The organism is Blastopirellula marina (genome assembly GCF_002967715.1).
Lineage (GTDB): Bacteria > Planctomycetota > Planctomycetia > Pirellulales > Pirellulaceae > Bremerella > Bremerella marina_B.
In genome coordinates this window covers 465,221-485,614 of the sequence record NZ_PUIA01000057.1, presented here as the reverse complement: position 1 = coordinate 485,614, position 20,394 = coordinate 465,221, and the positions used below count along the sequence as shown (strand labels likewise).

Here is a 20,394-nt window from a genome sequence, read left to right as displayed (position 1 = left end):
GGTGGATCAGCGTGGATGATGGGAGACGACCTGGCCAGCGGCGCGAAGCAGGGCCGTGTGAAGGGTTCGTTTAACAAGCACGTAGGTCAGCTGCTGGCGGAATTCAATCGTGCCACGCATGTCATTGATAGGGGTTGCCAAGGTGGCTGCCTGGCGAGCAACGTCTTCGATTAACTCGTCGCTCGGAGTCTGGCCGATCAAGGCATCTGCCGGCTGAGTGGCCAAGATCGCTTTGGGGCCAACGGCACCCAGCGCGATACGAGCGGTGGCGATCGTGCCGTCGTCGGCAAGTTCGATGTAAGCGCCGGCACTGGCAACGGCGATGTCCATTTCGTAGCGCGGAATGAAACGTTCGTAGGCGGAACCAGACGTTGGCCCCAGCGGCAGAAGCTTCAGCGAAACGAGTAGTCCTTGGCCATTCATGACATTCTTGCCAGGTCCGGTGCAGAACTCGCTGACGCAGCAGGTTTGCGTGCCGGTGGGTGTCGCGTACTCGACTTCGGCCCCTAAGGCCAATAGGGCCGGTACGCTGTCGGCAGCCGGGGAAGAGTTGCACAGGTTACCGCCAATGGTCGCGCGAGATTGGATCTGCCAGCCACCAATGATTTGGGCCGCATCCAGCAGTGCCACGTAAGGGGCCGCTGGCTCGCTATGCAGCAGCTGCGAGCAGGTTACGGCGGAACCCAGGCTAAGACCACCGTCAGCGGTCGTTTTCAACTGGGTAAGTTCCGGGATCTGTTTGATATCGATTACATGATCGGCATGTCGCAGGTTCTCGCGCAGTTGAACCAGCACATCGGTTCCACCGGCCAACAGCACCGACTTTCCATCGGTGGAAGCGAGAAGCTCAACTGCTTCGTTGACACTACGGGGCGCATGGTACGTGAAAGCTTGCACGCGAACTCCGTTTCTTGACAGAGAAGGTTGGGGCGAAGGAGCAGGGCAGGGGCCACCGCTGGTCATGGTTCGCCCTCAATATCGAGGGTTCCCGATCGAGTGTCAAGCAAACGAACTGGCCGTGAGAAAGATCGAGCGACTACTCGTCGTCGTTGATCAGGAAGCGGGCCGAAGAAAGACCGTAACGCTTTTGATTGGCTTCTTCCCGTGATATGTCCGAGGCGGCGATCTCGTCTTGCTGGATGGGGAGCTCGATCATCGTGGCGTTGGCGGTTGTATAGTCGTCTGCGTAGCCCATCTGCTGCCGGTAGTACTGGTCGGTCATGGGAATCGGATCGCTTTGGGTCACACCCAAAAGACACGCGACATCGAGCATGGTGCCGGCAATGAAGCGGCCAGGGCCGAGAACCGCATTGAAAAACATGAGCGAGCGATTCCAGTCGTCGGAGATATGAAAGGGATCGTCGACCATTCCACCCACCCAGCCGAGGTTGTCGGTGTTGGCCTCAGGAATAAAAAAGAAGGCCAGGCCGACATAGATCAATGCTATTCCCGCAGCGACCACTACGCTGTGCCAGCCAGTCAGGGGCAAAAAGTGGAAGGGGAGCCAAAACAGCCCGGCGGCCATCAACGAGGCAGCAATCAGCTTGAAGAAGACAACCCACTCGTTTCGCTGGGCGACGTGCTCGGTATTGAGCTCGACATTGCCAACGGGCTGGGGATCGTACTGTTCGCACCAATATTCGTAAAAGCTCATTGCGTACCGGTCATCTGAGGGGGCACTGGGCTTGGCGGTCGGACGGCAATGTAAACCTATCCCACAAATGGCGGAGAGGTGGAGAATTGATCGTTTTTGAGAAGGAATCTCAATCCGGCCAAAAGTTGTTTTTTTCGGCCTGGAGGAGGGGAATTTTGATTTCGGGAAGATTACCATGGTGCGGATCGGGCGGAATCGATCGATTTTGCCAATTGCATGTTTAGCCTGCTTGTGCTGGAGTTTGTTGAAATGAAGCGATTTATGCTCGTGATGATTGGGTTGTTGTCGGTGACCCTGCTCAGTGGTGTTGCCGTAGCGGATAAGGGCAAAGATTCCAAGTACAGCACCGAAGAGATCATGAAGAAGGGCTTCAAGGGTGGTCTGGTCGCTAAGGTCGCCAAGGGCGAAGCCAGCGAAGAAGACCAGAAGCTTGTGATCGAGATGCTGGAATCGTTGGCGAAGAATCCTCCTCACAAGGGAAGCGAAGAAAGCTGGAAGGAAAAGACCTCCGCTTTGTTGGCAGCCGCCAAAGACACCGTCGAAGGTAAAGAAGGCGCTGACGCCAAGTTGAAGAAGACGATGAATTGCAAGGCTTGTCACGACGAGCACAAATAAGCAATCAGCAACAAGTTTATTGAGATTCGGGATAGGGCCCTGGGCGATGTTTGCCGAGGGCCCTATTTCATTGGTTGCGAATCTTTGCGGTGTGCTGTAGCCTAAACGGATTACCTCGCTTCTATTCCCCCCGCTATAGCCTAAGGAAATTGTTCTCCATGAATCGTTTTTGGATTCTCGGTATTGTTCTGCTTGCCCTTCCGCTTTGTGTCGGATGCCCGACGAGCACTCCTACCGATGTCCCCGAAGGGAATGGGGGAGCGGCCGCCGCACCTAAGCCAGAAGCAGACGATCCGGAAGCGGTGGCAACGCTGGAGAAATTGGGGGGCAAGCTGACCAAAGATGGCAACGGCAATGTCACCCGCGCTGACTTCTCGGCCGTGGTGGTCGAGGATGACAACGTCTTTCAGCCGATCGAGAAGCTCAAGCAGCTTCAGGTCGTTAAGTTCTACGGCGCTGAAATCACGGACAAAGTCACTTCGTTCATGAAGGAACTGACCGAGCTTCGCGACGTCGATTTCTCGAACTGCGTGATCACGGACGACGGCATTGCCAACCTGACCAACTCGAAGAACCTGAGCGTGTTTGGTCTTCGCCGAAACAATATTTCCGATAAGTCGTTGGAGATCATCGCGACTAGCTTCCCCAAGGTTCGTAACCTGGACGTGCGTTACTGCAATGTTGGTGACGAAGGGATGAAGTTTGTCGCCCAGATGAAGGACTTGGAAGTTCTGCGTACCGAAGGCGCTTTTATCAGCGACGAAGGAATGGCCCACCTGGCTGGCCTGACCAAGATGCGTTTCTTGAACTTGCGTGACAAGAAGATCACCGATAAGGGGATGGCGTACCTGTCCGGCATGAAAAACCTGGAAACGCTGGAACTGAACGAAGTGGCTTGCTCGAACGAAGGGCTGTCTTACATCAAAGATTGCGTGAAGCTGAAGAAGCTGCACCTGTTCCGCACTAAGGTCACCGACGACGGTATGCAGTACCTGACCGAGATGAAGGACATGGAAGATCTGAAGTTCCGTCAATCGCAGGTTCGTGGCGAGCAGATGGAAAAGCTTAAAGGGATGACCAAGCTGAAGGACCTGGACGTCAGCGAAACCCCGTTTACTGACGACGGCGTGGCCGTGGTTGCGACGTTTGAAAATCTGGAGTCGCTCAATCTCTGGAACACATTCATCACCGATGACGGGCTCGCTCCGATCAACAACCTGAAGAAGCTGAAAGATCTGGATCTGCAAAACTGTGCCCTCAGCGATGCCGGCGTGAAGCACCTGGAAGGGATGACTTCGCTGACCAGCTTGTCGCTGAAAGAGAACAGTTCGATCTCGGACGAATCGATTCCAGTCATCAATACGCTCACCAACTTGAAGACGTTGACTCTGAACTTCACAGGCATCTACGACGACGGCGTCGACAAGCTGAAAGAAGCCAATCCGAAGCTGGAAGTGAGCTTCTAAGCTTTAGGGCATCGCCAACAGAAAAGCCTCTGTGGTATTGGTTCACAGAGGCTTTTTTTATGCGCTAAGCGTCTGCTTTCTTTCTCAGCGTTCGCAGGGCGCGGTGCGTGATCCGCTGGGTGTGCTTCGAGTTGGTCTCAGAGAGCCAGCGATCGCAAAGGTTTTCGACAAAGTCTGGCCGCGTCTTGCTGGCATCGTTCAGCCAGTTCGCGACCGAGTCTTGCACGTACTTGGTTTCATCTTCACGGCAATACTCGAGCAGCGGCTCGGCGATCTCCGGCTGCTGTTTCAGTGCCGAGATATGCTTCGTCCAAACGCCGCACGGCCGAGAGAGCTCGATGGCGAATCGCCGCATGAGGTAGTTCTTGTGCTTGGCAAATGGATGCAGCTTCTCGATCTGCGAGACGATGCCATCGGCCGCTGGGACGCGAACAGACATCCACGCAATTTCTCGCACGCCCATGTTCGCATCGGTGGCAAACAGCTTGGCTCGCTTCAGCCGCTGGGCGAACGTTAACTTCGCGTTGGCGGCATCCATGTAGGCAGCCCAGTTGCGAAGGATATCGCTGGGGTGCTTGGCCAATTGCTCGTAGACGGTTTCCCGGTGGGCGTTACCTTCAAGCGAGGCGTGAAAGACTTTGCCCGTCTCAGCGAGTCGCTGCATGACTCCTTCGCCGGATAACTTTTTGATCGCGGCAGCGATCTGTTTCGCCGGCGCGTCATCGAGAGCGAGCTGCGACCTGGTGTGGCGAAACAGCTTGGAGTGATCGACAACGAGAAACTCGACCAGGTTGACCGTTTCGATCTCGCCCCGGTTGAGCGCCGCCACGACGTTCGACGGAATCTCGCTCCGTCGAACGGCACCTTTGCGGGCTTTTAAGACTTCGAGATCAGCCACAGCATGGCCTCTTTCGCTTAGCTACCGACGGTCGAATCGAACACGCGGACCGATTCCCAGTTCTCTTTGTTTTCTTCAATGAACTGGAGATGACGCTCGGCGACCTGGTAGGCGTTTTGCGATTCGAGCGAATCGAAAATCACGTGAAGCGCTACCTGGAAGGCGCGGTCGTTGACGGGACGATTCAGTTCTTCGGTCAAGACGCCAGCGGCAAAGAAGACGCAGCCAGGGTGACCGGAAAGGTATTTCTGGCAAGCCTTGACCAGCTTCAGTTGGGCCTCCGGCGACTTGTCTTTCAGCGTGAAGTAAACGTTGTGGGCGATCTGCGTCAAATTTTCCATGGCAGGCAATCGTCTTCTCTAGCGAACATTAGGGGGATTTCGTCAAGCAGTGCAATGTACCTAGCCGTCTGGCCGATCACAACGCAGGCGCATGAAAAAGGCCGTGGTCATGACCACGGCCTCGGTTGTTTGTCAAACGCTGGGCGAATTGAAACTAGTCATTCCCACGGCGGCGTGAAGTGCCGATCCCGGCACGTTCCAGCAGCGACTTGCCGAGGATCTCTTCGGCAACGTTCACTTCTTCTGGTGGTGGTCCGGTAGCACCCAGTTCGATCGGATCGTATTGCAGTTCGTACTCGTGCTTGGCAATCGAGATCGTGCTGCCTGGATCGATTCGCTTGTCGGTGTCGCGTACCCGCTTTCCGTTTACTTTCGTGCCGTTGCGGCTGTTTTGGTCTTCGACGAACCAATAGCCTTGTTTGATATAGAGCTGACAGTGATTGCTGGAGACATTGGCGAAGCGTAACACGACGTCGTTCGACTCGCGGCGGCCCACCAAAAGGGTCTTCTTGAGCAGAGGAATCGGATCTCCCCCGCCAACGGGGATTAGCTCCCCATATTTCTGGGACATTCAGGTGCCTCGTTCCGGTTGTGGCTAGATGATATGCCTAAAATTGATAAGAATGGCCACTCTCACTTTATCAGTTCCTTAACATGAGTCAATATTCATCAACAAGGTTTGATGTGTCTGTTTCGGTAGAACACGGGTGGCGCGAGGCGGGGCTTCGTTACTATGCCTACAGTTGGTATCTTCGGCAGCGTTTTGGCGAGCGCATCCAGAAGGTAAGTCTCGACGCGAAGTTCACCTGCCCGAATGTTGACGGCACAGTGGCCAAGGGGGGGTGCACGTTTTGTGACAACCGCAGCTTCAGCCCCAGCCGCCGCGAGCCCATCCGCGATATTACCGATCAGCTGGCCAACGGCATGACTCGGCTCAAGCGGCGGTATAAGGTCGATAAGTTCATCGCCTACTTCCAGCCAGCCACCAACACGTACGCATCGGTAGATCGACTCCGTCCGCTGTACGAACAGTCGATCGATCACGAAAAAGTGGTCGGTCTCAGCATCGGGACGCGGCCTGACTGTGTCGGGCCAGACGTGATGGACCTGCTGGAGGAGTTTGCCGGGCGAACCTATCTGACGGTCGAGTACGGCATGCAAACGATTCACGATCGCTCGCTCGATTGGATGAATCGCGGCCATCATCACGACGCCACCGTCGATGCGATCGAGCGTAGCCGCGGGCGTGGTTTCGAGATCTGTTTGCACGTGATTCTGGGCCTGCCGCACGAATCGCATGAAGACATGATGGCAACCGCCGCGGAGGTTGCCCGGCTCGATATTGATGCCGTAAAGATCCACAATCTGTACTGCGTGAAGAACACGAAGATGGCCGACCAGGTTGCTTACGGCGAAGTGAAGCTGATGGAGCGGCAAGACTACATCACCACGCTGGTTGACTTTCTGGAACGCATTCCGGCCAACGTGTTGGTCGAGCGAACCATCGGTGACGCGCCGCCTGACTATTTTGTGGGACCGAGTTGGTGCCTGGACAAGTCGGCCGTGCTGCGAGCGATCGATGACGAGCTAGTCCGCCGCGATACGTGGCAAGGAAAGCTGTGCGAATCGAGTTAGAGTATCGATCACGCTTCGCGAGTCATCGCGCATAAAAAAGACCCGAGTGGATCGGTAAGCCGGGTTCTGTCCTGTAGCGAACTACAGGGATAGTCATTCCTCTACGGCGTGAATTGCTCCACGTCTCTAGCAGCGTACCCGGCGGTAGATGACGGGCCGGACGAGCCCGTGTCGTGCTGCAAGCAACACGAATTCCGCCTGTTTGCCTTGCTCCGGGTGGGGTTTACCAAGCCAACTGAGTCACCTCAGCTGCTGGTGCGCTCTTACCGCACCATTTCACCCTTACCGTTCCCCGAGGGGACTTAGGCGGTATCTTTTCTGCGGCACTTTCCCTGATCTCACGACCGGTCGACGTTATCGACCACCCTGTCCTGTGGAGCCCGGACTTTCCTCCCGCTGGCGGCCAAAATGACGTCAGCCGGCGACTATCTGATCCACTTGAGTCAATGCTTAGCATAGGTGAGCGGCCTGAAATTGGCCACGTACCTGGCCTCAAAGTGATCCTATAACGACGGAAGTCGGGGGAAAAAGTTCGTTCATCTATGGAAATTTCCCGCGAAAACATCCTCTGAATTCATTAGAATATCAACTCGGACCCTCCTCATACTCCTCCTTTTCTCGGGACAACTTGCATGATGCGCGCGATGCACCTTTCTGTTGGGCTGGCTGGCCTTCTCGTTGGTATGGCTTTGGTTTCTGCGGCCGATGCGCAACAGCGCGTGTACGAGCTACGCACCTATACGACCAACGAAGGAAAGCTAGAGAACCTGCATGCCCGGTTCCGCGATCACACGATGGAACTGTTCGAGAAGCAGGGCATGCAAAACCACATTTATTGGGTTCCCACCGAAGGGGAAGGGGCTGATAACACGCTCGTTTACATCATTTCGCACGAAAACCGCGATGCCGCCAAAAAGAGCTGGCAGGGCTTTCTGAGTGACCCAGACTGGAAGAAGGTCGCCGCCGAATCGGAAAAGGATGGTAAAATCCTGGCGAAGAAGCCGGATGCCGTTTACATGGAACCGACCGACTTCTCGCCGCAAAATTTTGAATCGGCCGACGAGCCAAGGCTGTTCGAGCTACGTAAATACACCACGGCAGAGGGTCGTTTGCCAGCTTTGCTGCAGCGGTTCCGCGATGGTGAGTTGAAGCTGTTCGAAAAACAGGGGATGACCAACGTTGCTTATTTCACCCCGGTCGAAATGCCGAATACATTGATTTATGTCGTTGCCCACAAGGATGCAGCGGCGATGAAGAAGGCCTGGGACGGTTTTCGCAACGATCAAGAGTGGCAACAATTATGGGAGCAATCGACTAAGGACGGAAAGATTGTGATCAAGGTTGATCGCCAGGTCTTACGTCCCGTGGATTACTCGCCTATGAAATAATTAGCAGAAGATGCCCCCCCAGAATATCGGGAAAAGGGGGTGGCAGAAATCTCGTTCTCAGGCAGAATTAAACCAGTAGCGTCTTTTCTCCGGGATTGTCAGACTTGGTCTGGCGACCACTAGCGAAGGTTCACGAGCAGATGAAGATAGGATTTCGCTGCCGTCATTGCCATCAAAAGCTGACTATCTCGGTATCCGCCGCAGGGAGTCGTCAAAAGTGTCCCCGCTGCCTGGAAGAAATCGTCGTTCCTGCCCCTCCTTCGCAGCCATCGAACGATCACCCCGGAGCCACACAGCACCGGGGAGATCCGCTCAGCGAAGCGACGTCGACTGAAACGTGGAAGTCCACGCCACAGCGTACGCTACGGCTCCCTACGCAGCGTGCCGAGCACTTCGAGAAGTGTTCGCCCCTGAGCGTTCCGAGCTTTCCCGAAGACGGTTTGCGGATTCTTAAGTCGTTCGGGCCACCGGTCGAAAAGACCAAGCCCACATGGACCTACAAGCTGGGCGTGGCGGTGGTGGCGCTGGTGATGATCACGTTGCCGCTGATCTATTTCACGTTTGTCGGCAGCATCTGTTACGCGACTTATTGGTACTTCTCCCAAGGTCAGTACTGGCTGTTTCCTGGCATGGTGGGGCCGCTCCCTTACTTCGTGGGAACAGCGATCGCGACGATTAGTAGCGTAGTGGTTTTCTTTCTGCTCAAGCCAATCCTCGCGCGTCCTGCGAACGTGGCCCGAACGCGGAGCATTACCTCGCAAAGCGATCCAATGCTGTTCGCGTTTGTCTCGCGCGTGTGCGATGTGGTCGGCGCGCCGTTTCCCTCGCGAATCGATGTCACGTACGACGTCAACGCATCGGCCAGTTTTCGCTCGGGCCTGGGAAGCATCCTCAAAGGGAACGACCTGGTTCTGACCATCGGTGTGCCGCTTGTCGGCTCGTTGACCATGCGGCAGTTCGCTGGTGTACTGGCCCACGAGTTCGGGCACTTCGGCCAGGGAACCGGGATGCGGCTGACCTATATCATTCGTTCGATCAACGAATGGTTTGCGCGGGTTGTCTTTCAACGCGATGAATGGGACAGGTGCCTGGACATGCTGTGCGGGCCCGAGTTCCTGCCGTTGTCGGTCATTACCTGGCCAGCGCGTTCGTGCGTGTGGTTGTCGCGGCAGTTGCTGCGATTGCTGATGAATATCGGCCTTCTCGTGGGCGGATTTCTGCTGCGAGAAATGGAATTCGATGCCGATCGGTACGAAGCACGCGTTGCCGGAAGTAACGAGTTCGCCGAGACCAGCTGGCGGATTCAGTTGGCCAGCTATGCCTGGCTGCATGCTCAGTCGCAGATTTCGCAGCTTGCCGAACGCGACATCCTGATCAATGACGTGGCGCTGCTGGTGCGGCACCATATTGCGAGCATGTCGGACGCGATCAAAGAGCAGATCCACCGCGACATCAAGTCAGGCAAAAGCGGGCTGTTCGATTCCCATCCGTGCGAAGCGGCTCGTTTTCAAAACGCCCAACGCGAGAACGCCCCTGGTATTTTCACGCTGGACGAAGACGCCACGAAACTGTTTGCCGACTTTGAGTCGATGGCCAAAAACGTGACGTGGGATCTGTACTGCCAATATCTGCGCCGCAGCGTGAAAAAGAAGACTTTGCAGGATACGCAAACGGTGCTGATGCGGTATCGAATTGGTGTGGGCACGGTCCGCCCATGGAATGAACCCGACTACTATTAGGCATCTTTCTGGCCTACAATCCTTATCAACGTGAGGTGACTAGAGCCTGTTTCGAAGCGGAAATATGGTTTCGAGACCGGAATTGAAAAACGCTCCTCTTGATTGACGACTGAGATCTATTCCGCGAGTCAGGCATGCCTTCGAAAGCACAACCGGTCAAGCTGCCGATCATCGGATGGCGCGAGTGGGTACAACTTCCCCAGCTCGGGATTGCCAAGGTGAAGGCCAAGATCGACACCGGTGCCCGATCTTCCTCGCTGCATGCTTACGATCTGAAGTATGAAGAGCGGGAAGGCAAGCAGTGGGTGCGATTCAAAGTCCACACACGTCAGCGCAGCACAAGCGAAAAGGTCGAGGCCGAAAGCCAGGTACTTGAGTTTCGCAAGGTCCGCAGCTCGAACGGCCAGGTAACCAAAAGACCGGTGATTCTGACGAAGGTCGAGATTCTGGGGCAATTGTTCGAGATTGAACTGACCCTGGCCAATCGCGATTCCATGGGCTTTCGCATGCTGTTGGGTCGTGAAGCAATCCGAGGACGCATTCTGGTCGATTCGGGGGCCTCGTATCTGTCAGGCGTCCCCAAACGGCTCAAAGGGAAGGGGGGGACAAAGGCCAAGGGCACAAAGCGACCATCTGTTAAGACTGAAAACGATGCCACCTAGCATTTCGGTTGCCTCACGTCAAAATGTCTCTACCATGACGTTAAAGGGGAGCCACCTTTCCCGGCGTCAAGTCGCCCCTATGGGCGGCCCAGAATCAAACTCCTGTCGAGATGGAAGCGCGACGCGATGAAGTTAGGAATTCTTTCCTGCAACCGGTTTTGTTACAGCACGCGCCGCTTGCGTGAAGCCGCTGAAGAGCGGGGACACGAAGTCAAGGTCCTCAATACACTTAAGTTTGCCATCGACCTTGAAAAGGGTGAACCGGACCTCTATTTTCGCTCGAAGCAGCTCAGCTCGTACGATGCCGTTCTGCCGCGGATTGGGGCTTCGATTACCTACTTCGGTACCGCCGTCGTGCGGCAGTTCGAACAGATGGATGTCTTCCCGGCAAACAGCTCGTGGGGGATTACCAACTCGCGCGATAAACTGCGCAGCCTGCAGATCCTCAGCCGCCACCACATCGGGATTCCGCAAACAACCTTCGTGCGCGACCGGGCCGACATTCTACCGGCGATCGATCGCGTGGGTGGGGCTCCGGTGGTGATCAAGCTGATCGAAGGAACTCAGGGGGTTGGCGTGATTCTGGCCGACTCGGTGAAGATTGCCGAGGCCATTATCGAAACGCTTCACAGCACCCGGCAGAACGTCCTGGTGCAGAAGTTTGTGAAGGAAAGTCGCGGCCGTGACGTTCGTGCTTTCGTGGTGGGAGACCAGGTGGTGGCCGCCATGCGGCGGATTGCCCAGGGAAGCGAATTCCGCAGCAACGTTCACCGAGGGGGCCTGACCGAAACGGTCGAGCTAGACGAACGCTACCGCGAAACGGCCGTGCGTGCCGCTCAGATTATGGGCCTGCGTATCGCTGGTGTCGATATGCTGGAGAGCGACTCGGGGCCTCAAGTGATGGAGGTGAACTCGTCGCCTGGCCTGGAAGGGATCGAACGCTGTACCAAGCTCGACATCGCCGGTGCCATTGTGGATTACATCGCCGCTCAGGTCGATTTCCCTGAGATCGATATCCGCCAACGCCTGACCGTTAGCCGCGGCTATGGCGTGACCGAGATCCACATCCCCGAAGGCTCGGAATACTGTGGCAAAACGATCGACGAGTCGGGCCTGCCTGACCACGACATCAACGTGCTGACCCTCTATCGCGGCACGTCGGTAATCCCGAACCCACGCCTGAAGCGAGTGCTGGAACCAGGAGACCGCCTGCTGTGCTTTGGCAAGCTGGATGCGATGCGAGGTCTGATCCCTGAGAAGATCATCAAGCAGCGACGACCGAAAATCAAGAAGCTGTCGAAGGCTGCCTTAGAAGGCAGTTAATTCAAAGCAGTCTGATCTGTCTGCTACACCTATGCCACTGCCGAGTGCGGCAGTGGCATGGCTGTGCTCTGCTATCAAGCGTTGTTTTTCTCGCCTGGCTCATTGCTCTGACTTGGTAAACGCGATGTCGTCTAGATAGAACATCACCGGTTTGCCTTGTCCGCCGAGAGTCCAGTAGAAGCCTGTTTTGATTCTTCCGGCGTTGTAGCGAACGAGGGGGATTTTGAACGATTGCCACTCTTTTTTCAGCGTGACTTCGATCTCGCCTTTAGCGGTATCGTAGAACGGCTTGTCGCGATCGATCAGACCGAAGCCGAACTTGACCTTCTCGCCACCTTGCTCGCCGCGGGCCCAAAACTCAAGCGTATCTGCGGCGCTCAGATCGAAGCCGCCAGGTCGATCGCCCCAATCATTGGCGGGACTTTGCCACACAACGCCACCCCAGCCATCCCCTTTATTGTAGGTGACTTGGAGACACGTTTTGCCGGAGTGAGGCTCGCTCGTCGATTGCTCGTTCAGGTGGATCGCGGACGCTTCTCCCATATAACCAGCAGGAACATAGGGAGAACCATTCATGTCGTCGGCGTAGATGATGAAGGGAACCGGAACCTTGCGGCCTCGGGCCAGGTCTTCCATTGAGACCTCTCCTGCGACTTTCAGCGGTACGTTCGCGACCGCACCGCCACCGTCCCCATCGTGAACGTAAGCGAACAGTCGATACCTGCCCGGAACTTGCGGCATCTTCACGGTCGCGCCGGTTGAGCTGGCCTTGGTGATCGCTTCCGGGAAAGTGGGTGGCGCTGGGCGATAGTCTCCCATCGTGTTGAACTCGTCCATCTCGCGGAATAAAACCCATTTGACTTGCGGCTGCTTTCCTTCCGGATCGACAACTTTCAGGCGGGCCTCGATGGTCGTGTTCGGCTCGGCGATTGGCTTGCCCACGACTTCCAACTGATCAATCCGCGGGCACAAATTCGCCGGTGGCTGGCCGGACCAGGCCTCGGTCATGGCATCGACGGCAGCCACCTTCGTTCCATCGGGTAGGAACATGCCGAACCACGTTGCGGTGGCTTCCTGTTTAAAACCCCATGTGAACGCGAACGATCCGAGGCAATGGGGATCGGCTGCCAGCTTCTGGTAGGCTGCGCGATAGATGTTCGCTTTCTCGGTACTGCTTAATTCCGGCGGAACGCCCCACTCGTTGTTTTGAATCTCCCACGTACCCGGCGGGCCGAATTCCGTGACGACATACGGCTTTTCGAGTCTGGCCTTGGCAAACCGCTCGGGAATCGATTGCACGCCGCCGTAACTGTTGATTCCGACGATGTCGATGTCAGGGCAGTATTTCTTGATCGACGGCAACTTGTCGCCACCGATCTCGGCAATCACGGTCATCGTGGGATGGTGCGGGTCGATTTCGCCGATCATCTTGGCGATATCGTTCACGGCTTGCCAGACTTGCGGATCGGTGGTGGCTTCGAAGCCTTCCATTTCGTTGCCGACACCCCACAAAAGCAGAGCCGGATGGTCTTTGAACTTCAAAACGGCTGCCTTCGTGTCGGCCAACTGCTTGGCTACCTGGGCAGGGTCTTCGTAGTTGAATCCATGTCGGGCATGCCCTAGCCAGATTCCCAGGGCCACTTTCAGGCCATTTTTCTGGGCTTCGTCCAACCGGGCCTCAGTATCGTTGCCGATGCCCCAGGTACGCAACGAGTTCGCACCTGATGCGGCGAGTAGCGCTTGGTCGCCATCCCCACCGGCTCCTTTGATAGAGAACGGCTTTTGATCGACGAGAAGCTGAAACCCATTCTTGGTCTCGGCAATCTTCACCTCGGCAGCACTCAAACGTTGGGTTGCCGTAAAGGTTAGTAGGAATGAGAGAATCCAAAGCCACTTCATCAAAACTTGCCTTCCGCGAAAGCTTAACTCCAGGACAGACAGCCTGGGATGGGACGAGATGTGTCGGATTATTCTCGTTAGGGCAGCTTGCCAATGTCAAGAAATGGGGCAATTTTGGCCCGTTTCGGGGGTGATAAGGCGAGTTGCCAGACCGGGGATGCGCTAATCGTTAGCGTCTTGGTCGATCGCACGAATAACCCGGCAAGGATTGCCAGCGGCGAAGACATCCGGCGGCAAGTCTTTCGTCACGACACTTCCCGCGCCAATGACGGTTCGGTCGCCGATTGTTATGCCTGGACACAGGATCGCTCCGCCGCCGATCCAGACGTCGGAGCCAATCGTGATGGGTTGGCCAAACTCTTCCTTACGGCGAAGCTCTGCATTCATTGGGTGCGTAGCGGTGTAGATCTGCACCGATGGCCCAATCAGCGTGTGGTCGCCGATGGTGACCCGGCAGACGTCCAGCACGACGCAGTTAAAGTTGAAATAGACCTCCTCGCCCAGGTAGATGTGACTGCCGTAGTCGCATCGAAACGGGGGCTCGATGTGGGCCGAGTCTCCTCCGGAACCGAGGAGGTCGGTAAGAAGCTGCTTGCGGGCGTTGGTATCGGTGCGGAGATCGTGATTGAGCTGATAACAAAGGGCACGAGCCCTGGTGCGGGCCGCGACCAGTTCGGGATCGTCTGCCCGATACATCGCGCCGCGGAGCATCTTTTCACGTTCGGTCGGCATGGGGAGTTCTCGATATCAGATCCATCGGCGCATAAAAAAAGCTCGCAAATCAAACTGATCTGCGAGCTTTTGAAGGTGGAGGATAACGGGATCGAACCGATGACCTCTTGCATGCCATTGTCGGCGACCTTGGCTGATTCCCGAGGATTTTGCATTTCTTGTACCTAATTGGGGTGCTGGTTTTGATCGAATTAGGTACAACTCATTAGGTACCGACCTCTTCCACTGTACCAAATGTACCTAATTTGTTGGCCGGGATTGTCCCATGAATTACGCCGAATACTGCAAAGCCAATGGCATTCCCCTTGACCTGACACCACACACTCCACGCAACTGCTGGAAAAAGTACAAGGGAGGAGATACCTTCTATTTCAAGCATCCGCTGACGAAGGAGGGATACCGTGCGGCATTGGAGGAATGGATTCTGACCAAGGCCAAATTTAGTGGTGAACGACCGAATGCTCAGGTGTATCAACACCATCAAGAACTGTTCGGAAAGGTCGTTCAATACTACGAGGCTTTTGGAACACCAGCCGATGAGCGTGCATTACACAAGGATGTTACATCGTTCCTAGAGTTTCTGGCCGAATGTCTGACCCAGCCATATCTGTCAGACACCGTTACGGTAATGCAGTTCTTCAAGGATCATCCAGCGTTCAAGGCAGAATTCATGGAACTGCCTTATTCCTCACTTGGAATGCCAATCTACGATCTGCCAGAGAAATGGAAGGATCGTATTGCACGAATGGAACCCATCAAGTTGGACAAGGTTCCTCAAACCGTCAGTCATTGGGTGGATGCTTATTTGGATCGTGTCAAGGATCGTTTAGCCCGCAAACGATCAGGTTCGAACCGAGGACATAAACTAGCCAACTTCAAAAACTATGCCGACCTGCAAGCACACATTTCGATCATAAATAACGACTACGTGGAGGCATACCATCGGCATTTGGAGAAAAGTGCATTGGCGACGGATTCCAAAAAGGGATATTTCGCCACCTTCAAGATGATGGTTCGCTGGTGTGGTCGCCAAACACAATGTGACCTGACAACACCAAGCAACCTCGACAGCAAAGAGTTTGGGTTTCACGAACCCAAGGGCGTTGGTCGCAAACGAATGGAAAAGAAGAAGCTCCTTTGGAGCAAACAAGAATTCGATTTGGCTTTGATGCTTCCCGAGCCATATCGCTGTTATTGTTTGTTGATGCTCAACTGCGGTTTTCGACATGTTGATATCTCCGAATTGCAGCATGGAGATATCCACTGGGAGGAAAGTCGAATCGTCATCCAACGAAATAAGCTGAACCAATTGGCAACGGCACCGGTGATCTCGTATCCACTGTGGGAGAAGACAATCGAAGCTATCCACGCAGCACGTGAGAACATGCCAGATGATCCAACCTACGTGTTTCGCAATGAAAGCGGCGGACCTATCGAAGGTGCATTAAAAACGTGGTGGACCCGCAATAAGCATGATCGCCATCTTGGACAGAAACGTTTGGATATGCTTCGCAAAACTGGCAGCACAATTATTGCCAAGTGGGATCGAATGTTGGACGAGCTATATCTCGGTGAAGCCCTTGGCACGACAGCCAGAATTCACTACAGCTTCACTGATGGAGAGCCATGCCAGTCGTTGGACAAAGCTATCGCACACCTCGGAGCACAATTTGGTCTTGCCGAAGAACCAACGCAGACCGTTGAGCTTTCTGCCGCAGCATTGGAAGTGCTCAAGCAAATTCAAAAGACTGGCAAAGCCACTAAGAAGGCAATCGCCTCACTTCAGCAATTGGACCTCTAACACCCGCAAGTCTCCTGTAACCGAATTCAACGATTGCAGGAGGGCGCTATGTGCTACCAGAATTTTGATGTCACGATCATCGAAATCTTATCGCTCGTTCCGGCTCGGATTTCCGGCGAAGACAAGGATGAATTTTCTGAGGACCAGCCGGTCGGTATCATGACGATCCGACTTGCTCCGCAGCATCGATGGGATTCCGCCAATGTGGCCATCACTCAGAGCCAATTGGTTCGTCTTCGAGACGACATCAATGATTTGCTGAATCATCCTGAAAGTTGGCTCTATTTGCCGTCTGACGACGAGCAAGGCTGCCCGTAAAATAGGCAATTCTTCTGTAGAAATCCTGAATAACAACAGAAGACTTTTCAGTTAATACAGATGCAAAAATAGGGTATTTCGGAGAATTTTCCGAAATATTTTCACCCGGCGTTTGCAGTCTCAACCGCCGATTTAAGGGGGTGTTTTCTGTTGTTATGTCTGTTGTTAATCGATTTAACAAATAGACATTCTCGAATGTTTCGCTCCAATAAAGCCTGATTTGGTAACGAATTACGGTTATTTTGTAGTGCGGAGTACGAGAAGTGATATCGACATCTAAGGGGAAGATGCCCCCAGTCAGGAAACAGTCCAGTGGAGAGCCGTTAGGGGATGTAGAGGATGTTAACCCTCAACCTGACAAGGCGCAAGTTGCTCGCATTGAGTGGATTGTCGAAAAGGGAGCGGCATCCAACTACCGGCAACTCGCAAAGCGGCTCTCCGAGTCCGGCGATCTTTATCGCAACCAGCAGGATGGGCATGGGCTTATTCACGTCCTTCCTTCCGGCTCGACTCGACTATTGAGTAAGGCGGCGGAACTTGGTCCAGTGATAGTAGACCGAGTTCGGATGCGGGTCGTCAAAGAGGGCAAAGTCGTTAGTGAGTTACCCACGTCGGCCCACCTTAATGGGATGCTACGATCCGAGGAGTTCCTTCGGCAATTCCTGCCCGTGGATGAGGTAACTCAAACGCCATTCTACTTGGATGACTTCTCATTGGTGCAACCGGGCTATAACGATGGCGGATTAGACAATCGAGTTCTCTTTGTCGGGGAGACAAATTCCGTTGCTGAATCCACCGAGACAATTCAACGGTTTCTCGATGTGATGGCGTTCGCAACGAATGCCGACAGGACGAATGCCGTCGCCGCAGGCCTGACCGTGCTTCTTCGACGGCATTGGCGAGGGGAAAAGCCGTTGGTCCTTCTGACAGCGACCAAGAGCCATTCTGGCAAAGGAACGGTCACTGATTTCATTAGAGGCAGTGTTCCCAAGACGGACATCCTCTACGAATCAATCGACTGGCCAATGCAGTCTCAACTTCAACGGCAGATCGGCATCACTCCTGACGTTGGCATGATCGTCATCGACAACGTTCGACTAGACAGTTCAGGTGGCAAAGCGAAATTCATTCGCTCTGGTTTTCTGGAGAGCTTCGTCACGAATCCCGAGGTAATCTTGTCCTGTCCCGGAGCAGGGGAGCCACTACGACTGGACAACAAGTTCGTCCTGACGATCAACACGAATGACGGTTCACTCAGCCCTGACCTCATGAACCGCTGCCTGCCAATTCATCTCGACCCACAGGGTGACGTTCATGACCGACCAACTCCCATCGGAAATCCGAAGCTTGAGTTCCTTCCGCAGAACCGAGATCAGATCGAAGCGGAATTCCGAGGAATGATCGAGCGTTGGAAGAAGGCTGGCTGCCCCGAGGATGTCACTGCAAAGCACCCCATGTCTCGCTGGGCGAGAACCATTGGCGGCATCTTAAAGGTAAATGGATTCACTGATTTTCTCACCAACTACGGCACTCGCAAAACTGCCGACGATCCACTGAGAGAAGCATTGGCGATTCTTGGCACAGCGAAGCCGGGTAAATCACTTCGTCCCAGAGAATGGGCGAAACTTGCCGTCAACGAAGGCTTAGCTCGAACTTTGTTCTCTCCTACAGAACGGGATACGGATCGTGGCCGTGAAAGAGCGATTGGCGTTCTGTTGAAGCGACATCTCGACGTGACCTTCGAGATCGAGACAGAGCAAAAGTTGTATCACCTTCAAGTCGAGGGTGGATTTCGTCGCTGGCAGCGAGGCAAGAATCCTCACACTCGTTATGTGTTCACCGTGTTGGACGAAGCCGAAAAGCCCGTTGAGGGTGAGTGAATGCCATAGGGGTCGCTCCGCGACCCCTATGGCTAACAACTCATGATCCAATTCTAAATTTTCCCGAAATCACTTCGCTGTCACGGCATAGACGGTGACTGCTGGCGAGCAAAGTCGAGGCTACTTCGCAATGACTGCAAATGACGATCCGTACCGAATATTCCCCAAGGCAACACCAGAACAGCGAGCCGAACTGGCATCGTCCATTGAGGCGGTTGGGTTACGAAATCCTGTCGTCATCGACGAACACAAGCAGGTGATTGATGGCCATGAGCGTCGAGACATTTGCATAGAGCTGAAACTTGATTGGCTGGCCGGCGCAGATGTACGAATTGGGCTTAGTGATCCTCAAAAGAAAGCACTCGCCATCGACTTAAACATGTGGCGACGACCACTCAATTTGAGTCAAAAGCTTCGCGCAGAACTAATTGAGGTGTATCTGATTGCCAATCCGCATCTTTCGGAAACGGTAGTTGCAGAGATATTCGCGGTGAACCAATCGACCGTTCATCGAATAAAGAAGCGACTTATGCAATTGCATAAGTTGTCACCGGTAACCTCGACAATTGGGAAAGACGGGGTTGAGCGAAAGGTTGGCAATCGTGACGCGCGTTTGATCCTAAAAAGCGAAAGAGAGTTCGATAATTTGGGGCCAAGCCTCCAAGAACTTGCTGGTGATCTGCACGGACTCGTTCGCCGTCCGATGAAGCTCCATAGCATGGCGAATCGAAAACGGAAGTTGCAGGAAGTGACGGAGGTTTCTGCGCTACCTCCAAGCATTGACCTGAGACACTGCGATTTTCGGGACTTGGAAATCGAAGAAGGAAGTGCTGATCTCGTACTAACCGATGTCGTGTGGTCAGCAGAATGCACCAAGGATTGGCGTGATTTAGCGAGACTTGCGACACGCTGGTTAAAGCCAGAATCACTCTTTGTAACGATCATCGGTCAGGCCGGAATGTACAAATTCGTGGATGCAGTGCGGGACCACCTTAAGCCTCGCTGGACCATCGCTATTAGGTTTAAGGAGGCTCGACGGTCTCGCACCAACGGAATCATCGAACATTGGCGTCCTGCGTTAGTAATGGGCAGAACCGGCAACGAACCACTGTATTGCTGCGACCTGATCGAGATGCCCAGCTTTGCGAAGGACTACCACGATTGGCAGCAATCTCTCGATGTCGCCATGGAATTAATAAGACGATTATCAAGACCGGGAGCGACAATCGTTGACCCTCACCTTGGCACCGGGACTAATGCCGTGGCAGTCTCATTGGCTGGGGAAGGTCGCACGTTTATTGGCTGCGACATCGACGAGAACCAAGTGCGAACTGCAAGATACCGGGTGGCAACTGAGGGAAACGTGGGCGTTGGCGACAGCATTACTGAGACAGAACCAGACGTAATTGTTGGTTAATCGCATTCAGTTAGGAGGTTCAAAATTGGGAACACGGTCAATGATCGATTTGCCACGGCGGAATTCAGAGCCAGTTGATACAGCGCAGGACCTGCGCAGGCATGGCGTTGAAATGAAGGCGGATGGCTCACCAAGTCAGTCTGCTTTTCAGAGCATTAGTTCTGCGGCACACGGAACAAAGCAGGACAGAGAGAATCAAGACAAATTGATGCACAGAACAAACAACGAAATGCAGGACTTCAGAAGAACAACGAAGAGCAGCACAGGACTCGGTTGCTGGTATCGAGTCAGGATCGCACGACATAGCTCAAACAGAGAGGACTGAATCAGAAGTGAAACATACGACGGGAACGTTCTGGAGAAAGTGCCAGTACCACCACAGTGAGACAAGGTAGCAATGGAAACTACTGGATTACTTCCGGGGGCGAAGCCCCCAAATCGCCGCAGGCGAAAAACCTCGTCACCGTTAAGAGGTTTCTTAAAAGAAGGTCTTTCTTATATGTTCCTTACATTTACTTAAAGTGTTACATCTTTGTGCGGTTTTGGGAAAACTTTGGTCACTCAGCGGAAAAGTGTTGTCACGCTCAATGGGAAAACTTTTGTCACTTGTTGGAAAACTTTACGCA

Annotated in this window: 18 protein-coding genes and 1 other RNA gene; 11 read left to right on the top strand and 8 right to left on the bottom strand. The window is 54.2% G+C overall.

Going from position 1 to position 20,394, the window contains the following annotated elements:
- Positions 1-6 precede the first annotated feature (6 nt).
- Both C5Y96_RS19160 and C5Y96_RS19155 read right to left on the bottom strand, forming a co-directional pair.
- Complete coding sequence (locus C5Y96_RS19160) at positions 7-897, bottom strand: FAD binding domain-containing protein (RefSeq protein ID WP_105356635.1); 891 nt, start codon at positions 895-897, stop codon at positions 7-9.
- Positions 898-1,036: 139 nt separating this feature from the next.
- A complete protein-coding gene (locus tag C5Y96_RS19155; RefSeq protein ID WP_105356632.1) occupies positions 1,037-1,654 on the bottom strand; it encodes a hypothetical protein in 618 nt (205 codons plus the stop codon).
- Positions 1,655-1,870: 216 nt separating this feature from the next.
- Here C5Y96_RS19155 and C5Y96_RS19150 point away from each other — a divergent pair, with 216 nt between their 5' ends.
- Both C5Y96_RS19150 and C5Y96_RS19145 read left to right on the top strand, forming a co-directional pair.
- A complete protein-coding gene (locus C5Y96_RS19150; protein WP_105356629.1) occupies positions 1,871-2,269 on the top strand; it encodes a hypothetical protein in 399 nt (132 codons plus the stop codon).
- A 158-nt stretch (positions 2,270-2,427) separates the two neighbouring features.
- Entirely contained in the window at positions 2,428-3,735 is a 1,308-nt protein-coding gene (locus C5Y96_RS19145) for a hypothetical protein (RefSeq protein WP_105356627.1), read from the top strand.
- Positions 3,736-3,799: 64 nt separating this feature from the next.
- Here the strand turns inward: C5Y96_RS19145 and C5Y96_RS19140 are convergent, their stop codons facing one another.
- From C5Y96_RS19140 to C5Y96_RS19130, 3 genes are all read right to left on the bottom strand, one after another.
- Complete coding sequence (locus tag C5Y96_RS19140; RefSeq protein WP_105356625.1) at positions 3,800-4,633, bottom strand: DNA alkylation repair protein; 834 nt, start codon at positions 4,631-4,633, stop codon at positions 3,800-3,802.
- A gap of 17 nt (positions 4,634-4,650) precedes the next feature.
- Positions 4,651-4,974, bottom strand: coding sequence for a Dabb family protein (locus C5Y96_RS19135; RefSeq protein WP_105356623.1), 324 nt, complete (start codon positions 4,972-4,974; stop codon positions 4,651-4,653).
- Between the two features lie 154 nt (positions 4,975-5,128).
- On the bottom strand, positions 5,129-5,545 hold the full coding sequence (locus C5Y96_RS19130) for an FHA domain-containing protein (protein ID WP_105356621.1): 417 nt from the start codon (positions 5,543-5,545) through the stop codon (positions 5,129-5,131).
- 113 nt (positions 5,546-5,658) lie between these two features.
- On the opposite strand from C5Y96_RS19130, the gene C5Y96_RS19125 reads away from it, so the two are divergent.
- A complete protein-coding gene (locus C5Y96_RS19125) occupies positions 5,659-6,609 on the top strand; it encodes a TIGR01212 family radical SAM protein (protein ID WP_233199018.1) in 951 nt (316 codons plus the stop codon).
- A 39-nt stretch (positions 6,610-6,648) separates the two neighbouring features.
- On the opposite strand, the gene rnpB is transcribed toward C5Y96_RS19125, so the two are convergent.
- Positions 6,649-7,050: RNase P RNA component class A (gene rnpB, locus C5Y96_RS19120), an RNA gene on the bottom strand.
- A gap of 191 nt (positions 7,051-7,241) precedes the next feature.
- On the opposite strand from rnpB, the gene C5Y96_RS19115 reads away from it, so the two are divergent.
- The 4 genes from C5Y96_RS19115 (at position 7,242) to C5Y96_RS19100 (ending at position 11,721) form a co-directional block, all read left to right on the top strand.
- Positions 7,242-7,997 carry an NIPSNAP family protein gene (locus C5Y96_RS19115; protein ID WP_105356617.1) on the top strand — a complete coding sequence of 252 codons (756 nt, stop codon included), beginning with the start codon at positions 7,242-7,244 and terminating at the stop codon, positions 7,995-7,997.
- A 140-nt stretch (positions 7,998-8,137) separates the two neighbouring features.
- On the top strand, positions 8,138-9,736 hold the full coding sequence (locus tag C5Y96_RS19110; protein ID WP_105356615.1) for a M48 family metalloprotease: 1,599 nt from the start codon (positions 8,138-8,140) through the stop codon (positions 9,734-9,736).
- Between the two features lie 134 nt (positions 9,737-9,870).
- Positions 9,871-10,398: an ATP-dependent zinc protease gene (locus C5Y96_RS19105; protein ID WP_105356613.1), complete on the top strand. Its 528-nt coding sequence runs from the start codon at positions 9,871-9,873 to the stop codon at positions 10,396-10,398.
- Between the two features lie 126 nt (positions 10,399-10,524).
- Entirely contained in the window at positions 10,525-11,721 is a 1,197-nt protein-coding gene (locus tag C5Y96_RS19100; protein ID WP_105356611.1) for a RimK family alpha-L-glutamate ligase, read from the top strand.
- Between the two features lie 99 nt (positions 11,722-11,820).
- Here the strand turns inward: C5Y96_RS19100 and C5Y96_RS19095 are convergent, their stop codons facing one another.
- Together C5Y96_RS19095 and C5Y96_RS19090 are read right to left on the bottom strand one after the other, a co-directional pair.
- Complete coding sequence (locus C5Y96_RS19095) at positions 11,821-13,620, bottom strand: glycoside hydrolase family 2 TIM barrel-domain containing protein (protein ID WP_105356609.1); 1,800 nt, start codon at positions 13,618-13,620, stop codon at positions 11,821-11,823.
- A gap of 162 nt (positions 13,621-13,782) precedes the next feature.
- The gene (locus C5Y96_RS19090; protein WP_105356607.1) at positions 13,783-14,352 is read right to left on the bottom strand and encodes a sugar O-acetyltransferase; all 570 of its coding nucleotides are present in this window, start codon (positions 14,350-14,352) and stop codon (positions 13,783-13,785) included.
- A gap of 265 nt (positions 14,353-14,617) precedes the next feature.
- Between C5Y96_RS19090 and C5Y96_RS19085 the strand changes: the two genes are divergently transcribed.
- The 4 genes from C5Y96_RS19085 (at position 14,618) to C5Y96_RS19070 (ending at position 19,768) form a co-directional block, all read left to right on the top strand.
- Positions 14,618-16,153, top strand: coding sequence for a phage integrase SAM-like domain-containing protein (locus tag C5Y96_RS19085; protein ID WP_105356605.1), 1,536 nt, complete (start codon positions 14,618-14,620; stop codon positions 16,151-16,153).
- Positions 16,154-16,201: 48 nt separating this feature from the next.
- Positions 16,202-16,471 (top strand): hypothetical protein, encoded by a 270-nt coding sequence (locus tag C5Y96_RS19080; protein ID WP_105356603.1) that lies wholly within the window; start codon positions 16,202-16,204, stop codon positions 16,469-16,471.
- A 263-nt stretch (positions 16,472-16,734) separates the two neighbouring features.
- Positions 16,735-18,351 carry a hypothetical protein gene (locus C5Y96_RS19075; RefSeq protein WP_146115723.1) on the top strand — a complete coding sequence of 539 codons (1,617 nt, stop codon included), beginning with the start codon at positions 16,735-16,737 and terminating at the stop codon, positions 18,349-18,351.
- Positions 18,352-18,481: 130 nt separating this feature from the next.
- Positions 18,482-19,768 (top strand): ParB/RepB/Spo0J family partition protein, encoded by a 1,287-nt coding sequence (locus tag C5Y96_RS19070; RefSeq protein WP_105356599.1) that lies wholly within the window; start codon positions 18,482-18,484, stop codon positions 19,766-19,768.
- Positions 19,769-20,394 lie beyond the last annotated feature (626 nt).